This is a genomic window from Devosia enhydra (genome assembly GCF_900119845.1).
In the GTDB taxonomy this organism is placed as follows: domain Bacteria; phylum Pseudomonadota; class Alphaproteobacteria; order Rhizobiales; family Devosiaceae; genus FPKU01.
In genome coordinates, this window is the sequence record NZ_FPKU01000003.1 from 262,662 (window position 1) to 279,573 (window position 16,912).

The window sequence follows — 16,912 nt, forward strand, 5'->3', positions numbered from 1 at the left end:
GCTGGTCAGCCGAAGCGCCAGCCGCGCTTGAACTGATAAAAGACGTGCAGCCCGATCTGGGTCAGCTTCTGCATGCGCGGGGCCCAGCGCGGCTTCACATAGGTGGCGTGGTAATGGGTCGCTGCGCCGACCTCGGCGAGATAGAGGTCGCCCTTCACCGTGCCGCGGGCGATTTCTTCCGCCTGCTTCCAGGATTTCTGGTCGGTGACCTTTTCCGGGATACCGTCGCAGGCAAAGGAGAACTGGCAGGCATTGCGCATGTGCTGGTTCTGGAAGACCACCGAGCAGATGGTGGAGGGGTAGAGGCTGTGCTTGACGCGGTTGAGCACCACCTGTGCAACCCCGATCTGGCCGCGATAAGCCTCGCCGCGGGCCTCGAAATAGATGGCGGTGGCGAGGCACCAGAGTTCCTTGTCCGAGACTTCGGTGCCGGCCTTGTCCTTGAGGCCGAATTCCGTGGCCGGGGCCTCGGCGCGCGCATAGGCGATCTGCTGGGGCGGAGCCACCGGAAGCGGAGCCGTGGAACCGGTGATGCCATCGATGGCATCGAGCGCTTGCGATACGGCGCGCGGGGAAACGGCGGCTATGGCGACGCGCTCTGCCGTGGCTGCGGGCGTGATCGGCTCGGGCCTGGCCGCCGATCCAGGAAGCGCCGCGACGCGGGTGGTCTCGATCGCCGCAGCCCTCGCGACGAGGATGCGCTCGCGGATGTCGGAAAAGCTGCTCGCCATTTCCATGACATCGGGCACGTAGCGCGCCCGGTCGGTCTTGGCGAGGCGATTGGGGCCGCGAAAGCCGCCTGTGTCGAATAGATGGTTGACCGAACCAGTGATGACGGGCGCGGAGCCCAAAAAGTCGATGCTGGCGAGGGCCGAATTCTGCGCCAGCGCGGGAATGGCGGCTTCCCCATGGGCCGGCCCCTGGGCGGGGAATGTGAGGGCCAGAAGGCCGAGCACTGCGGTAGCGGCGCCGGCAGCGCCATTGAGCATCATCTGCTCAACGGCCTTGCGGCGGGTCCGCGCGGTCTTCTGCACAAAAGCCATCTACGCTTTACAACTCACTCGAACGCAACCAGCGCGGCAGTCACTCAAATGCCGCACACCGGGATCATCGGACATTAGGGTTAGCACTGGGTAAAGACCGGCAATCGGGCGGGCGAAGGGTGCAGCTGTGGTTAATTGCGGGCAGAGAGGGCGTGATTTCGAGGCGGTAGGCCGTTGCCCGCTCCCCGGGCGCCGCGACAGCCGGCTCAGCCTTTAGCGGCCTGGGCCAGCGCCAAACGGGCCACCGGGATCCGGTAGGGCGAGCAACTGACATAATCGACGCCAAGCCCGGCGAAAAAGCGCAGCGATTCCGGATCGCCGGCATGCTCGCCGCAGATGCCGATCTTGAGGTTCGGGTTTCCCGCCCGTCCGCGTGCGATCGCCATGGCGATGAGTTCCCCTACCCCGGCCTGGTCGAGGGTGACGAACGGGTCGCGGTCGTAAAGCCCCTTGCGCTGATAGGCGGCAAGAAAGGCCGGCGCATCGTCCCTCGAGATGCCGAAGGTGGTCTGGGTCAGGTCGTTGGTGCCAAACGAGAAGAAATCCACCGACGGGGCAATGGCCTCGGCACGCAGCGCGGCGCGGGGCAATTCGATCATCGTGCCGAACGAGAAGCGCTGGCGCGCTTCTGGCGGCAGGTTGGCAGCATCCACGATGGCCATCACGCGATCGCGGATCCAGACCACCTCACGCGCCGTCGACACGAAGGGCACCATGACCTCGAGCGTAATCGGTTCGCTCTGGCGGGCCGACGCCTGGCGCAGGCCGGCCATCAGCGCCTGCACCTGCATTTCGAGGATTTCGGGATAGGTGATGGCCAGCCGCACGCCGCGATGCCCCAGCATGGGGTTGATCTCGGCGATGCGGTCGAGCCGCAGGCGCAGGGCCCGCACGCCAAGCCCGAGCGACTGCGCCGTCTCCTCGATATCCTCGTCGGTGCGGGGCAGGAATTCATGCAGCGGCGGATCGAAGAGGCGGACGGTGACGGGCCGCCCGGCCATCGTGGAAAAAATGGCCGCATAATCGCCGGTCTGGAAATCGACGAGACCGGTCAGCGCCTCGGCCCGGTCCGATTCATCCTCCGAGAGGATCATGCGGCGCAGCGCCACCATGCGATCGCGCGAAAAGAACATGTGCTCGGACCGCGCTAGCCCGATGCCCTCGGCCCCGAAGGAGAGCGCGGTGCGGGCCGATTCCACCGTCTCGACATTCGTGCGCACTGCGATGCGCCGGTCGGCATCGGACCAGCCCAGGAGCCGGCCGATGGCGCCCCCGATATGGGGCTGGCTCAGCGGCAGGCTGCCCAGATAGACCTGGCCGTCGCTGCCATCGATGGTGAGCATGTCACCCTGGCGGAACTCGCGATCCCCGATCCGGCACAACATCTCGCCCAGATTGACGCTCAGCGTCCGCACGCCGGCAACGCAGGGCTTGCCGGTGATGCGTGCGACCACCGCAGCATGGCTGGTCATGCCGCCGCGCGCGGTCAGAATGCCGGTAGCCGCCTTCATGCCGTCAATGTCGGTGGGGCCGGTTTCGGTGACGACGAGGATGCAGTGGCGCCCCCGGGCCCTCAGACGCGCCGCATCCTCGGAGGTGAAGACGATGACCCCGCTGGCTGCGCCCGGCGAGACGCCGAGCCCGGAGGCAATGACCAGTCCCCCCTGCTCGGAGGCGATGCGGGGATGCAGCAATTGGGCGAGGCGCGCCGGATCGATGGCCTCGACCGCCTGGCGCTCGGTCCAGTCGCCCCGCGTCACCCGATCGACGGCCGCCTCGAGTTCGGCAGCCGGGGCCGGCTCGACCGGTCGCAGCGACACGATGGTGACCGATCTGCCGTCGCTGGCCACGAGGCACCCCATATGACGGCCGAAGGCGCGATCGAGCCGCTGCGCCAGAACAGCGCTGTCCGCCGGCAGGGAGGGCAGCGGATTGCGACCATCGGGCGCGGGACCCATCCGCCCCGTCTGCGCATGACGCGTGAGGAACCGCCCGATCATTTCCGGGATGAAGGCCTGCACGATGACGATCTGCCGCTCAGCCTCGGCATCGGGCCCGCCCATCAGCGCGAGCGACGCATAGGAGGCGAAGGCCTCCTCGATGGCGCGCCCGAAGGGCAGCGACGGATCGACGGCGGCGCGGGGCCTTGCCGGTGCAGCCAGCCCGATTTCAGCCGGCATCAAGCCCGGGGCATGGCGACGCGCCGACGTGCGCACCACGAGATCGGGCGTACGCCCATCCTGCCCCACGAGGCGAAAGAGCGTTGCAACCCAATGGGTCCGGAGCCGCGATTCGGCGAGCTTGCCGGTGCCCTTGAGTTCTTCCCATGCGGCGCGCGAAATACAGATCGTGGGGGCGACAGGCAGACCGGCCTCGAGCGCCATGCGCAGCCACAGAGCCTTGCCGGCCAGCAGTTCGCGCTGTCGGGCCGAAAGCACGGCCTGCCCATAAGCCGGTGCGACGGCGAAGATTTCCTGGGCCAGGCTCAAAGACGTGTCCTCGCGGGGCGCGATGGGCCCATATTGCCTTCGGGGGCGTGCCGCCGCAACAGCACTTGACTCGGCAGGGCCGAGAAAGCATCTGATCTCGTATGGAAAAACGGCCGCAACTTGACATCACGCTGTGTGCCCCGCGCGGCTTCTGCGCCGGGGTGGATCGCGCCATCCAGATCGTGGAGCTGGCGCTCGAGAAATACGGCGCGCCGGTCTATGTGCGCCACGCCATCGTGCACAACAAATATGTCGTCGATGGCCTCAAGGCCAAGGGCGCCGTGTTCGTCGAGGAACTCGACGAGATCCCCGATACCGGCAAGCCGGTGGTGTTTTCCGCGCACGGCGTGCCCAAGAGCGTGCCCGCCGATGCGCGGCAGCGCGAGATGTTCTTTCTCGATGCCACCTGCCCGCTGGTCTCGAAGGTGCATGTGGAAGCCCAGCGCCATTTCGAGGCGGGGCACGAGATCGTGCTCATCGGCCATGCCGGCCATCCCGAAGTCATTGGCACCATGGGGCAACTGCCCGATGGCGCCATCAGCCTCATCGAGGACGCGGCCGACGCAGAGGCGTTCATGCCGCGCGACCCGGCAAACCTCGCCTTCGTGACCCAGACCACCCTCTCGGTGGATGATACCGCCGAGATCGTGGGCATCCTGCAGCGGCGCTTTCCCTCGATCACGAGCCCGCACAAGGAAGACATCTGCTACGCCACCACCAACCGGCAGGAAGCGGTGAAGGCCGTGGCGCCTGAAGTGGATGCGATGGTGGTTGTGGGTTCCCCGACCTCCTCGAACTCTGTTCGGCTCGTGGAAGTGGCCCGCCGCGCCGGCTGCTCGCGCGCCTTTCTCGTCGACCGGGCCGACCAGATCGACTGGAGCCAGTTCACTGGTATCCGGCGCCTCGGGGTCACCGCCGGTGCTTCGGCGCCCGAAAAGCTCGTGGACGAGGTGATCGAAGCCTTTGCCCAGCGCTATGAGATCACCGTGGGCACCAAGGTGACAGCGCGCGAGACGATCGCCTTCAACATCCCCCGCGTCTTGCGCGACATGGAAGTTTCAGCCGGTCGATGAGGGGTTTGCTCGATACGGGCCGGCTGCCCCGCGTGGATGCGCGGATATGACGGTCGTCATCCATACCGATGGCGCCTGCTCTGGCAATCCCGGTCCGGGCGGCTGGGGCGCCGTGCTCGCCCATGGCGAAACCATCAAGGAACTGAAGGGCGGCGAGGCTCACACCACCAATAACCGGATGGAGCTGACCGCTGCCATCGAGGCGCTCAACGCGCTCAAGCGCCCCTGCAAGGTCGCCCTCCACACCGACAGCCAGTATGTAAAGAACGGGCTCACCACCTGGATCAAGGGCTGGAAGCGCAATGGCTGGCGCACCGCCGACAAGAAGCCGGTCAAGAATGCCGAGCTCTGGCAGGCCCTTGACGAGGCCGTGTCGCGCCACGAGATCGTCTGGCACTGGGTCAAGGGCCACAATGGTGACGAGATGAACGAGCGCGCCGATCAGCTGGCCAATGAAGGCATGGCGCCGTTCAAGCAGAAGCGCAGCTGACCTCGCTTACGTGGTCTTCTTCCGCTTGGGGAGCAGATGCTTTGCTGCCCGCAGCAGCGGGGCGATGACGTGCTCGGCGATGGGGATCAGCAGCGCGCCGAGCGCGATACCGACGACGCCAGACAGCACCGCCATCGTCAGCCAGTGCAAAAGCCCCTCGATGGCCGGCACGGATGCCGACACGGCGTGGGCGATGTCCTCGAAGAGATGCTCGGGGCCGGAGAGGCCGAACGCTGCGAGCCCGTGCAGCACGATGCCGCCGCCCACCCAGATCATCGCGGCCGTGCCGACGACGCCGAGGCCGGTCATGAAGCCAGGCATGGCGCGGACGAGCCATTTGCCGAAACCGCGCCCGAAGCCGGTGCGGCCCTTGCGGGCGAGCAACACCCCGAAATCATCGGCCTTGAGGATCAGCGCAACGGCACCATAGACGGCAAAGGTGATGGCCACGGCCACCATCGCCAGCACGGCAGCGCGCATCACGAGATCGCCCTCGGGAATTTCCGCAAGGGCGATCGTCATGATCTCGGCTGACAGGATGAAATCGGTCTTGATGGCGCCAGCAACACGCGTGTCTTCCACCGTCTTGGGATCGAGCGCGACGGGCTCGAGCTTGGCCTCGTGCCCTTCGGCATCATGCGGCCTCAAGGCGTGGAAGACCTTTTCGGCACCCTCGTAACAGAGATAAAGCCCACCCAGCATCAGCAGCGGCGTGATGATGCCGGGCAGGAAAACGCTCAGCAGCAGCGCGGCGGGAAGCAGCAGCACCAGCTTGTTGAACAGCGAGCCCCGCGCAATGCGCCAGACGATGGGCAATTCCCGGTCGGAGGCGAAGCCATCGACATAGCGCGGGGTGACCGCGGCGTCGTCGATCACGGCCCCGGCAGCCTTCATGCCGGCCTTGGCCGCCTGCCCCGCCACATCGTCTATGGATGCTGCCGCGACCTTTGCGAGGCCGGCCACGTCGTCGAGCAGTGCGAGCAGTCCAACGCTCATGGCCGTAAGGCCTCCAGATGATCAAGGGGTGCGCTCCGCCGGATTGGCGGCGCGAACCCCAGCAACGCGTCAGCTGCCCGATCTATCCGGCAACCTTGGAAAAATCTGCGACCATCCGCATGGTATCGCGCAGCCGCGCCAGAAGGTTGAGCCGGTTCTCGCGCACGGCCGGGTCGGCATCGTTGACGAGCACGGCCTCGAAGAACGCATCGACGGGGCGCCTCAGCGTCGCGAGTGCCGAAACGGCGGCGGCATAATCATCGGCCGCAACCCGATCCGACACCGTCTCGGCGCCGGCATGCACCGCGTCGGCGAGCGCCGATTCCTCGGGCATGCGTAGCAATGCCGGCTCGATCAGACCCGGATAGCTCCTGCCATCCTTCTTTTCCTCGGCGGCGAGAATGTTGGCGGCGCGGCGATAACCGGCCAAGAGGTTGGCGCCGTCATCGGAGGCCAGCATGCCCGACAGCGCTTCGACGCGGCGGGTGATTTCGAGGATGTCGTTGCTGTCTGCGGTGATCACCGCATCGACGAGGTCGTGCCGGGCCCCGGCATCGCGCAGCGTGACCTTGAGCCGATCGTGGAAGAAGGCCAGCAGGTCCGGCTCGACGGCGAGCGGCAGCCGCAAGGCATTCTCGGAAACGATGCGGATAACGCCCAGCGCCGCGCGGCGCAGCGCGAAGGGATCGCGCGATCCGGTCGGCTTTTCGTTGATCGACCAGAAGCCCGTCAGGAGGTCGAGCTTGTCGGCCAGCGCCACGGCGATGGCTACCTTGTCGGTGGGCACGCGATCGGTGGGGCCCAGCGGCTTGTAGTGATCTTCGACGGCCGTGGCCACGGAGGAATGCTCGCCCTGGGCCGTGGCGTAATAACGGCCCATCAGCCCCTGCAATTCTGGGAATTCACCCACCATGCCGGTCATCAGATCGGCCTTGGCGAGCCGCGCCGCACGCGCAACGCGTTCGGGATCGGCACCCACCTGCGGGGCGAGCGCCACCGCCAGTTTCTCGATCCGGTCGACGCGCTCCATCTGGCTGCCGAGCCTGGCGTGGAACACCGAATCCGCGAGCTTGGGTAGGCCCGCCTCGAGGGGGGTCGCCAGATCATGCTCGTAGAAGAACTTTGCATCCGAGAGCCGCGCGCGGATGACGCGGGCATTGCCGGCGATGATCGCGTCGCCGCCATCCTCGGCTACAGTATTGGCGATGATGATGAAATTGGGCGCCAGCTTGCCATCGGGGCCGCGCAGGCAGAAGCATTTCTGGTTGGCGCGGATCGTTGCGATGATCACCTCTTCGGGCACCGAGAGGAAGGCGGGGTCGAACGACCCCATCATCACGACAGGCCATTCGACGAGCCCGGCGACCTCGTCGAGCAGCCCCTCGTCATGAATGACGCTGAGCCCGCGCGCAAAGGCGAGATGGTCGGCCTCCGATCGGATGATGTCCTTGCGCCGATCGGCATCGAGCACGACATGGGCGCGTTCGAGCGCGGTCGAATAGTCATCGAAGCGCCGGACGCGGATGGCATCGGGCGATAGGAAGCGATGGCCGAACGTGGTCTGGCCGGATGCAAGACCATCGACGGAAAACCGCACCACGACCGGTTCCTCGGTCTCGGGCCCGAAGGTCGCGGTGATGGCGCGCAGGGGCCGGACCCAGTTCATCCGGCCGGCGCCCCAGCGCATGGATTTCGGCCAGGGAAATTCGTTGATGATGCGGGGCAACGCCTCGGCCAAGATCACCTCGGCCGGCGCACCCGTCTTTGCGATGCGCGCGACATAGAACTCGCCCTTCTTGGGATCAGAGACGATCTCAGCGTCCTCGATCGAGGACAGCCCCGCGGCCTTCAGGAAGCCTTCGATCGCCTGGGCGGGGGCGCCGACGCGCGGCCCCTTGCGCTCCTCGCTGCTGTCGGGCGATCGGGCCGGGATGCCGGCAACCGTCAGCGCCAGCCGACGCGGCGTGGCAAAGGCACGGGCGCCTTCATAGAGAAGACCGGCATCGACCAGCGCGTTCGTCACGGCCTTCTTGAGATCTTCGGCGGCGCGGCGCTGGAAGCGGGCCGGAATCTCTTCGGAGAACAACTCGAGCAGAAGATCGGGCATGACGGAACCGGTGAGAACGAGGGCCGCGACTGCCTAGCAAGGGCTGGCGGCAAAGTCCATCACGAGCGGTCGGCGTCGTCCCGTCCGCCGGGCCGGAACTTGCCGTCCTTGTCGCGCTTGAGATCGATCACGTCGGGCCGCTGCCGTTCGGCGAGGTCACGTTGGCGCTTCGCCAGATCCTGATCGCGCTGGGCCTTGTCGAGTTCGCGGAAGCGACCCGACCAGTCGCGCCAGATCCGCCTCAGCCCAAAATAGATGAGGCCCAGTATGAGGATAATGACGATGACGCGGAACATCGAGCCGTTCATCAGAGGCCGAACCGGGCCCACAGGGCCTTGTCTTCAAGCGTGGTTCCAATGTCCTGCGCGAGCGTGGCGCCGATCCCGATGCGCGGCAGCCCGAAGAGCGGGCGCTTGGGCTCGATGATCTTGATGCGGGCGTCTTCGCCAAAGCGCCGACGCACTTCGGAGTGGAGGTCGCCCAAGGCATCGACGAGGCCCAGTCGCAGGCCTGAAACCCCGGTCCACCATTCGCCGGTGAAGAGTTCGGCATCGGGCGCGGTGAGCTTACCGCCCCGGCGCTCCTTCACGAAGTCTATGAAGACCTGATGGATTTCGGTTTCGACCTGCTTGATGCGGGCCACATCCTCCGGCTTTTCCGGCAGGAAGGGATCGAGCGTCGATTTGTTCGTGCCGGCCGTATGGACCCGACGGGTGATCCCAAGCTTTTCGATGGCCTCTACAAAGCCGAAGCCGGCGAAAATCACCCCGATCGACCCCACGATGGAGGAGGGATCAGCGATGATTTCATCCCCGGCCACGGCGATGAAATAGCCACCGGACGCCGCGGCATCCTCCACCAACACTATGACGCGCTTGGCTTTTTCCCGTGCGAGATCGCGGATGCGCTTGGCGATGAGCCGGGACTGGACGGGTGAACCGCCGGGGGAATTGACGACGATGACGACTGCCGGCGCCGCCTTCATGCCGAAGGCACGGTCGAGCAGCGGGGCGACGCCGTTGATGTTGAGCCGGCCGGGCCGGGCTTCGGCGGCGATGACGCCATGCAGGCGGACCACCGGAATGACCGGACCGTCCTTGCCGAGCCGGCGCCTGATCCAGCCCATGATTCCGCCGCTGCGCTCAGCCATTTCAAGCCCTTGCCGGTCAAATCCCCGTCTTTTCTATCTAGGGCGGCGCGGCCGGCTTTACCAGTGGAGCCGGTCCTGACCGCGGAAGATCGCTTCGAATTCGGGCGCAAAACCGCCATCCGGTCCGTGGAGGGCGCGGCTGGGCAGAAGCGTCAGGGGGGCCCGGGAGCCCTTGATGCCGCGCAGGAGGATGCGGCTCGCCTTCTCCCCCAGCCGCGGGGACAGGGGTAGTATGGTTATGGCACCAAACCGCTTTTCGAACCCCGCCAGAAGCGGGCCAAGGCGTTCGGCGGGCAGGATGAAGAGGATTTCGGCCCCCGGCCCCGCCAGCCCGGCGGCTGCCTTGACCCAGAGATCGAGCGCTTCGGCGGGCATGTGGCGGGCGATGCGGCGGGAATTGGCCGGTGCCAGGGTGCCTTCGGCTTCGGCGAAGAAGGGCGGGTTGGCGATGACGGCGTCATACCGGTCTGGGGCCAGTCCGGCGGCGATGCGGGCGGCCCCTGCCGCGAGAATATCGAGCGTAACCACCTCGGCCCGCTCGGCAAAGCCATTGGCGGCGACATTGGCGCGCGCAAGCTCGGCTGTTGCCGGATCAATCTCGACGAGCGTGGCGTGGCGCGCACCATGGGCGAGCGCAACAAGCGCAGCCGTGCCCACGCCCGCGCCGATATCGATGAAATCCTGTCGATTCTCGCTCAAACTCGTGCCCAAAAGCACGGAGTCGAGGCCCGCCCTGAAACCGTGTCTGGGCTGCGACAGATTCAACCTCCCACCCAAAAACGCGTCACGCGTTATCGAATGAGGTTTTACATCGGCGCCGGGGTGGTCTAGGGACATCGCAGCGTGGACCGGTTTGCCTGAGACGGGCACTATATGGCCGCGGACGCGGCGCTCAACCGGATTTGCCGGACGGCAAACGAGGATCCAATGGCGGCATCGGCAGTACCCCTTTCCACCCAGTCGGCCGCAACCGGCGCGCTGGATCGTCTGCTTTCGGAGACGGCGGCCGACATGGCCAAGGTCAATGCGCTTATCCTCGAGCGTGCCGATTCGCATGTGGAGATGGTTCCCGAGCTCGCCCGCTACCTGATCGAGGCCGGCGGCAAGCGGCTGCGCCCGATGCTGACGGTGGCTGCTGCCGCGCTGTTCGAGACGCCGAACGGCGCACAGATCCGCTTCGCGGCGGCGGTCGAATTCATGCACAACGCCACGCTTTTGCATGACGATGTGGTGGATGAAAGCGACATGCGGCGCGGCCGGCCGGCAGCGCGCGTGATCTGGGGCAACCAGGCCAGCGTGCTGGTGGGCGACTTTCTTTTGGGCCAGGCCTTCATGATGATGGTCGAGACCGGCGATATCGAGGCCCTGGGCGTACTGGCCAAGGCTGCCGCGATCATTGCCGAGGGCGAAGTGTTCCAGCTCGCCAAGGCGCGCGATCTCAGCGCCACGCCCGATGATTATGCCCAGGTGATCCGCGCCAAGACCGCTACGCTCTTTGAGGCGGCCTGCGAAGTCGGTGCCATGGCCGGCGGCGCCGATGCCGAGGGGCGCGAGGCGCTGCGGCTTTATGGCCGCGAACTGGGCTGCGCCTTCCAGCTGGTGGACGACGTGCTCGACTATCGCGGCGAGAGCGGCACCTTGGGCAAGAACATCGGCGATGACCTGCGCGAGGGCAAGATGACCCTGCCGGTGATCCTCGCTTTGGCCGAGGGCAACCCGGCCGAACGCGAGATCGTCGCTTCAGCGCTCGGCAATCCCGAAACGCCCGATGGCGTTCTGGCGCAGGTCGTGGCGATCTTCAACCGGCACGGCACGCTGACGCGCACTCTGGCCCAGGCCCAGGACCATGCCGATGCCGCCAAGGCGGCGATCTCCGGGCTGCGCGAAAGCGAGATGAAGGCGCTCCTCACCGACATTGCCGATTTCACGGTGGCGCGGGCGTATTAAGGGTATCTGGCCGCAGGGCCCGCCCCTCGTCCTTCGAGGCTTTGCTTGCGCAAAGCACCTCAGGATGAGGGTCTCATTGCCATGTGTCGAGTGATTGAGAGGCCCTCATCGGCTCTGGATGAGGATCGCCGAGGGCTCAGGCCCTCAGGGCTGGACCAGGGGGGCGGCGGCGACCCAGGATTGGGGCCAGTCGGAGCGCAGGTCGTGGGCGGCCTGGTGGGCGAGGGCTTCAGATCCGTAAAGCCCGAAGCTCGTGCCGCCTGATCCCGACATGCGGGCAAGAAGACAGCCCTCGGTGCGGCCGATGCGCGCGACCATCTCGGCCACGCGGGGTACGAGAGCGAAAGCGGGTGGCTCGAGGTCGTTGCGCGTGCCGGCAAGCCAGATGGCCAGTTGCGCCGGCCGGGTCAGCGGATCGGGCAATGCCGGCATGGGCGGGTTGTCGCGCTTTTCGAGCCGGCGGAAGACATCGGCGGTTGGCACGGCGATCAAGGGATTGACCAGCACCACAAAGAGCGGCGGAAACGCCTTAAGCGGATGGATGATCTCCCCCACTCCGCGCACCTCCGAGGGCCGCGAGAGCAGGCAGACAGGAATATCGGCGCCCAGCGCGGCAGCGATCGCGGACAGCTCGGGGAGCGGCACGGGGGTGGCCGAGCGCGACTGCATGAAGCGCAAAAGGGCCGCCGCATCGGCCGAACCGCCGCCCAGGCCCGCCGCCACGGGCAGATTCTTGCGCAAGGTGAAGTGGTAGGCCTCGGGCACCGCTTCGGGCCAGCGGGCCCGGAAGGCCGACAGCGCGCGCGTGACGAGGTTGTCGCCCCCGCCGCTCAGCGCTCCGGCGAAGGGGCCCTCGATGGTGAGCCCATCCCGCTCCGAGGGCACGGCCACAAGCTCGTCGCCCACCTCGGCGAAAACGACGAGGCTTTCGAGCTCATGATAGCCATCGGGCCGGCGCCCGGTGACGTGCAAGGCGAGGTTGATCTTGGCCGGAGCCGCCTCGACGATCGGGGCCGGATCGAGCACTCAGTTTGCCTTCGGGGTCTCGGAGGGCGCAGCCGTGTCGGCATCGGCACGGATTTCCGGAACGACTTCAGCCTCGGGCGCATCGGCCTCTTCGGCTTCCTCGCTGCCATCGCCCACATGACCCTCGGGATCGGTCAGCTTGGGAATGGCCCGTTCGCGCACGGTGCCCTTGTCATCGACATCGATGGCGATGCTCCACTGGAAGCGCGCTTCCAGCTTGCGTCCGGCCTTCCAGTAGGCATCGCCGAGATGGTCGTTGATCTCGGGATCGTTGGGCAGCAGGCGGACGGCCTTCTCGAGCTCCACCACTGCATCCTCGTAGCGACCGAGCCGGTAGAAGGCCCAGCCGAGGCTGTCGATAATGTAGCCGTCATTGGGCGCGGCGGCGACGGCACGCTCGATCATTTCGAGGGCGGGTTCGAGATTCATGCCCTGATCGACCCAGCTATAGCCCAGGTAGTTGAGCACCTGGGGCTGATCGGGATTGAGCTCGAGGGCGCGCTTGAAATCGGCCTCGGCCTTGGGCCATTCCTTGTTGCGCTCATAGGCCATGCCGCGGACATAGTAATAGCGCCAGTCGCCCTGCCGGTCGCCCGGAATGGCATCGATGAGCTTGGAATAGGTCGCGGCGGCCTCGGCCCAGAGCTCGTTGGTGCGCTCCAGATCGCCCAGAACGGCCAGCGCATCGGTGTTGCCGGGCTCGGCCACCACGATGTTGCGCAGGCGCCTCAAGGCCTCGTCGAGATCGTCCATGGCGCTGTAATTGTCGGCCATGCGGATCACGGCCGCCGACTTCATCGGCGAAGCGGCCGGAACCGCATCATAGATGCGGTTGGCTTCCTCGTGATTGCCGGCCAGATCGTAGATCTGCCCAAGCAGCAGCGGAATGGTATCGGAGCGCGGATTGAGGAACTGGCCGAGCCGCAGGAAGATCACCGCCGTCTGGTTGGCGCGATCGCCTGCAAGCGCGGCACCAAGGCCATGGAACATCTCGGAGGCGCCGGCCGGGACGGTGGCGGCGAAGGGGCCCGGCGCACGGCCGGCCTCGATATCGGCGAGCACGAGCGCGACCAGCGGGTGGCTGCCGCCGCCCTCGACATATTTGTCGATGGCTTCGCGCGCCGCATCGAACTGCCCGTCATTGCCCAGCATGCGGGCATAGGCTTCGACGATGCGCGGCACGCCGGGATTGAGCTCATAGGCTTCGGCGGCAAGGCGGATGGCCTCATCCTTCTGCCCGGCATAATCGGCCATCAGCGCCCGGTGGAAGACGAGGAAATCGCCGAGCCCGCCCTGCGCCACCCCATCGAGGGTGGCGAAGGCGGCCTCGAGGTCGCCCTCGGCCGTCTGCGCCCAGGCCTTGAGCACCGACCCGGTGAGCGCCACGAAACTGTCGGCGCCGATATCCTCGAGCATGACCAAGGCGGCCGGATAATCCCCTTCCTTGACCGCATCGGTGCCGGCGATGAGGCTCGCCACGTCGCTGCCTTCGGTGAGGTCGATGAAATGGCCCGCAAGCGTCGCGGCATGGGCGATATCACCGGCAGCGGCGAGCGCGATCATGGCGCTCTCGATGATGAGGGGATTGTCGTAATCCTCATCGGCGGCGCGGCGCAGATAGCGCGCGGCCTCGGTGGTGCGCAGATCCTGCATCGCCTGCTGGCCGGCGAGGAATCCTCCCGTCGCCGTGATGGGAGCGACGCCGAAGGTGGATTGCGCCAAAACCGGCGCCGAAAAGACCGCCACGCCCAGAATGGCGAGGCAGGTGTGGAGCAGGCGGCGCGGAAGGACAGTCACTGGCACAAGGCCTCCGGGATCGGGATCTTCGGAGCTAGGGGGTCAAGCAAACAGTGGCGATTTTGCGACTGCCGCGCAAGAGGGCAGCCCGGCTCACACGAACTTGTGCCGCAAGGCCCCTGCCCCGATCGCGCCTCTACATGCCGACATAATTGGGCCCGCTGCCCCCTTCAGGGGGAACCCAGGTGATGTTCTGGGCCGGATCCTTGATGTCGCAGGTCTTGCAGTGCACGCAGTTCTGCGCGTTGATGCGAAAGCGCGGCGCGCCATTTTCCTCGACCACCTCATAGACCCCGGCCGGGCAATAGAGCGGCGCCGGCTCGCCATAGACGGGCAGGTTGCGCGCAATCGGGATCGCCGGATCGGCGAGCCGCAGATGCACGGGCTGATCCTCGTCGTGGGAGAGATTGGCGAGAAAGACCGAGGAGGTGCGGTCGAAACGGGTGACGCCGTCGGGCCGCTCATAGGCCTTGGGCGAAACCTCTGCCCTGGGCTTGAGGGCAGCGTAGTCGGGCTTGGCATGGCGCAGCGTGCCCAGCGGCGAGCCCTTGAAGAGGCTCTGCATCCACATCTCGATACCGGCCAGGCCCACCCCCAAATAAAGCCCGAAGCGGCTCCACAGCGGCTTCATGTTGCGCACGGGCTTCAGTTCGGCGGCGATGCCGCTCTCGAGCACGGCTTTCTGCAGGGCATCGAGCCGGTCATGAGCACGGCCCTCGGCGATGGCGCCGGCCACGACATCGGCGGTAGCGATGCCCGAGCGGATGGCGTTGTGGATGGCCTTGAGGCGCGGGGCGTTCATGAAACCCGCCGCGCAGCCCATCAACGCGCCGCCCGGGAAGGCGAGGTCGGGGATCGACTGCCAGCCGCCTGCCGTGAGCGCGCGGGCGCCATAGGAGATGCGCTTGGCCCCATCGAGCAGCCGGGCGATGGAGGGATGGGTCTTGAAGCGCTGGAACTCGTCGAAGGGCGAGAGGGTGGGGTTGGCATAATCGAGATGCACCACCAGCCCCAGATAGATGCGGTTGCCCGCGGCGTGGTAGCAAAAGCCACCGCCCCCGGTGCGCGGATCGAGCGGAAAGCCGAGATAATGGTCGACGCGGCCGGGCTGGTGACGGTCGGCGGGGATCTCCCAGACCTCCTTGATCCCGAGGCCATATTTCTGCGGCGAGGCGTTGGCGGCAAGCTCGTAGCCGGCGATGAGGCGCTTGGCGAGCGAGCCGCGCGCGCCCTCCCCGATGAGGGTGTATTTCGCGCGCAGCTCGATGCCGGCGGCGAAGGCGGATTTCGGCTTGCCCTCGCGATCAACCCCGAGATCGCCGGTTACGATGCCGAGCACGGCGCCCGAGGCGTCCTTGACCACATCCACTGCGGCTGTCATCGGGAAGATGTCGACGCCCAGCTCCATCGCCTGTTCGCCCAACCACCGGCAGAGATCGCCGAGGCTGGTGATGACGCCGTCAGGCGTGTGCATCAGCGGGGGCACGAGGGCGGCGGGGAAGGCGATATCGCTTTTGGCGGTGAGGAAATGGAAGGTGTCGGCGGTGACTTTCGGACCCACCGGGGCGCCCTTTTCGCGCCAGCCGGGGATGAGTTCGTCCATGCCGACGGGATCCATGACGGCGCCCGAAAGGATGTGGCCGCCGATCTCGGCAGCTTTTTCGACCACTGTGACCGAGAGATGCGGCGCCTTCTGCTTGAGGCGGATGGCGGCGGCGAGCCCGGCGGGGCCGGCCCCGACGATGACGACATCGGTCTCGATGCTCTCGCGCTCGGGGGAAGCTTCTGTCACGGGCGTCACGTCCTTGGTCCTGCGGGTGGCAGCCTCATTGCGGCTGTGACATAACAGAACTCATGATGGCAAATCGACCGCTAAATCCGGCAGAACTCCATGCGGTTCTGGAATGGTACCGTGCTGCCGGGGTGGACGTGGCGGTGGGCGACGAGCCGGTGGATCGCTTCGCGGCGAGCCTCAGGCAGAAGCCGCAGCCAAAGGACGCCGCGCCCGGACTCGCAAGGCCCGCGGTCGCGGCCCCCGCCCCGGCCGTGCCGATGGCTCCGATGCAGGTGCCGCTGATCGGGGGCGATCCGCGCGAAGCGGAAGCACTCGCCAACGCAGCCGACAGCCTCGATGCGCTCAAGGCGGCGATGGCGGGGTTCGATGGGTGTTCGCTGAAGGCGCGGGCGACCCAGCTCGTGTTCGCCGATGGCAACCCGGATGCGGGGATCATGCTGATCGGGGAGGCTCCGGGCAGCGAGGAGGACAAGATCGGCAAGCCCTTCGTGGGGCGGGCCGGGCAACTGCTCGACCGCATGCTGGGCGCCATCGGGCTCGATCGGAACAAGGTCTTCATTGCCAACATGGTGCCCTGGCGCCCGCCGGGCAATCGCAACCCCACCCCCGAGGAGCTGGCGGTGTGCCTGCCCTTCCTCCACCGCATGGTGGCGCTGGCCGCGCCGCGCGTGGTGGTGACGCTGGGCAACGTGCCGACCCAGGCGCTGTTTGAAACCAGTGTCGGGATCACCCGCATTCGCGGGCAGTGGAAAGAGCTGACGCTGGGCGGTCACAGCGTCAGGGCGATGGCGACGCTGCACCCGGCCTTCCTGCTGCGCACGCCCTCGGCCAAGCGGCAGGCCTGGCAGGACCTGTTGAGCGTGCGCGAGGCGCTGCAAAAAGAAAATCTTCTGCCGGGTTGAAATGCGCGCCCGAATTTAGTCTTTCTTGATCGGCAAGCGGAGGACTTGCCCATCAAGAAGACCCTTCGGCACGAGCTGCCGTCCAGCGGTCCGCAAG

General features: G+C 66.6%; 14 protein-coding genes. 4 read left to right on the plus strand and 10 right to left on the minus strand.

Translation table 11 applies throughout. The annotated features are described in order from the left end of the window. Positions 1-5: 5 nt before the first annotated feature. Together BT183_RS16055 and BT183_RS16060 are read right to left on the minus strand one after the other, a co-directional pair. The gene (locus tag BT183_RS16055) at positions 6-1,043 is read right to left on the minus strand and encodes a cell wall hydrolase (protein WP_072345405.1); all 1,038 of its coding nucleotides are present in this window, start codon (positions 1,041-1,043) and stop codon (positions 6-8) included. 206 nt (positions 1,044-1,249) lie between these two features. Further along, on the minus strand, positions 1,250-3,532 hold the full coding sequence (locus tag BT183_RS16060; protein WP_072345407.1) for a putative PEP-binding protein: 2,283 nt from the start codon (positions 3,530-3,532) through the stop codon (positions 1,250-1,252). Between the two features lie 101 nt (positions 3,533-3,633). On the opposite strand from BT183_RS16060, the gene ispH reads away from it, so the two are divergent. Beyond that, a complete protein-coding gene (gene ispH, locus BT183_RS16065) occupies positions 3,634-4,605 on the plus strand; it encodes a 4-hydroxy-3-methylbut-2-enyl diphosphate reductase (protein ID WP_072345409.1) in 972 nt (323 codons plus the stop codon). Between the two features lie 46 nt (positions 4,606-4,651). Beyond that, positions 4,652-5,095, plus strand: a complete 444-nt coding sequence (gene rnhA / locus BT183_RS16070; protein ID WP_072345411.1) for a ribonuclease HI — start codon at positions 4,652-4,654, stop codon at positions 5,093-5,095. A 6-nt stretch (positions 5,096-5,101) separates the two neighbouring features. Here the strand turns inward: rnhA and BT183_RS16075 are convergent, their stop codons facing one another. From BT183_RS16075 to BT183_RS20830, 5 genes are all read right to left on the minus strand, one after another. Continuing rightward, positions 5,102-6,091 (minus strand): DUF808 domain-containing protein, encoded by a 990-nt coding sequence (locus tag BT183_RS16075; RefSeq protein ID WP_072345412.1) that lies wholly within the window; start codon positions 6,089-6,091, stop codon positions 5,102-5,104. 82 nt (positions 6,092-6,173) lie between these two features. Further along, positions 6,174-8,198, minus strand: coding sequence for a glycine--tRNA ligase subunit beta (gene glyS, locus BT183_RS16080; protein WP_072345415.1), 2,025 nt, complete (start codon positions 8,196-8,198; stop codon positions 6,174-6,176). A 59-nt stretch (positions 8,199-8,257) separates the two neighbouring features. Continuing rightward, positions 8,258-8,506: a hypothetical protein gene (locus BT183_RS16085; RefSeq protein ID WP_072345417.1), complete on the minus strand. Its 249-nt coding sequence runs from the start codon at positions 8,504-8,506 to the stop codon at positions 8,258-8,260. Next, complete coding sequence (locus tag BT183_RS16090; protein WP_177282622.1) at positions 8,506-9,327, minus strand: S49 family peptidase; 822 nt, start codon at positions 9,325-9,327, stop codon at positions 8,506-8,508. The genes BT183_RS16085 and BT183_RS16090 overlap by 1 nt, the downstream gene beginning before the upstream one ends. Positions 9,328-9,405: 78 nt before the next feature. Continuing rightward, positions 9,406-10,185: a tRNA1(Val) (adenine(37)-N6)-methyltransferase gene (locus tag BT183_RS20830; RefSeq protein ID WP_072345421.1), complete on the minus strand. Its 780-nt coding sequence runs from the start codon at positions 10,183-10,185 to the stop codon at positions 9,406-9,408. A gap of 90 nt (positions 10,186-10,275) precedes the next feature. Between BT183_RS20830 and BT183_RS16100 the strand changes: the two genes are divergently transcribed. Then, positions 10,276-11,295 carry a polyprenyl synthetase family protein gene (locus BT183_RS16100; RefSeq protein ID WP_072345424.1) on the plus strand — a complete coding sequence of 340 codons (1,020 nt, stop codon included), beginning with the start codon at positions 10,276-10,278 and terminating at the stop codon, positions 11,293-11,295. 144 nt (positions 11,296-11,439) lie between these two features. Here the strand turns inward: BT183_RS16100 and BT183_RS16105 are convergent, their stop codons facing one another. The 3 genes from BT183_RS16105 to BT183_RS16115 form a co-directional block, all read right to left on the minus strand. Further along, positions 11,440-12,321 carry a 4-(cytidine 5'-diphospho)-2-C-methyl-D-erythritol kinase gene (locus BT183_RS16105; protein WP_210185493.1) on the minus strand — a complete coding sequence of 294 codons (882 nt, stop codon included), beginning with the start codon at positions 12,319-12,321 and terminating at the stop codon, positions 11,440-11,442. Beyond that, positions 12,322-14,118 carry a tetratricopeptide repeat protein gene (locus BT183_RS16110; RefSeq protein ID WP_072345426.1) on the minus strand — a complete coding sequence of 599 codons (1,797 nt, stop codon included), beginning with the start codon at positions 14,116-14,118 and terminating at the stop codon, positions 12,322-12,324. A gap of 136 nt (positions 14,119-14,254) precedes the next feature. Continuing rightward, positions 14,255-15,919 carry an electron transfer flavoprotein-ubiquinone oxidoreductase gene (locus BT183_RS16115; RefSeq protein WP_072345428.1) on the minus strand — a complete coding sequence of 555 codons (1,665 nt, stop codon included), beginning with the start codon at positions 15,917-15,919 and terminating at the stop codon, positions 14,255-14,257. Between the two features lie 56 nt (positions 15,920-15,975). On the opposite strand from BT183_RS16115, the gene BT183_RS16120 reads away from it, so the two are divergent. Beyond that, positions 15,976-16,815, plus strand: a complete 840-nt coding sequence (locus tag BT183_RS16120; protein ID WP_342078971.1) for a uracil-DNA glycosylase — start codon at positions 15,976-15,978, stop codon at positions 16,813-16,815. Positions 16,816-16,912: the final 97 nt, after the last annotated feature.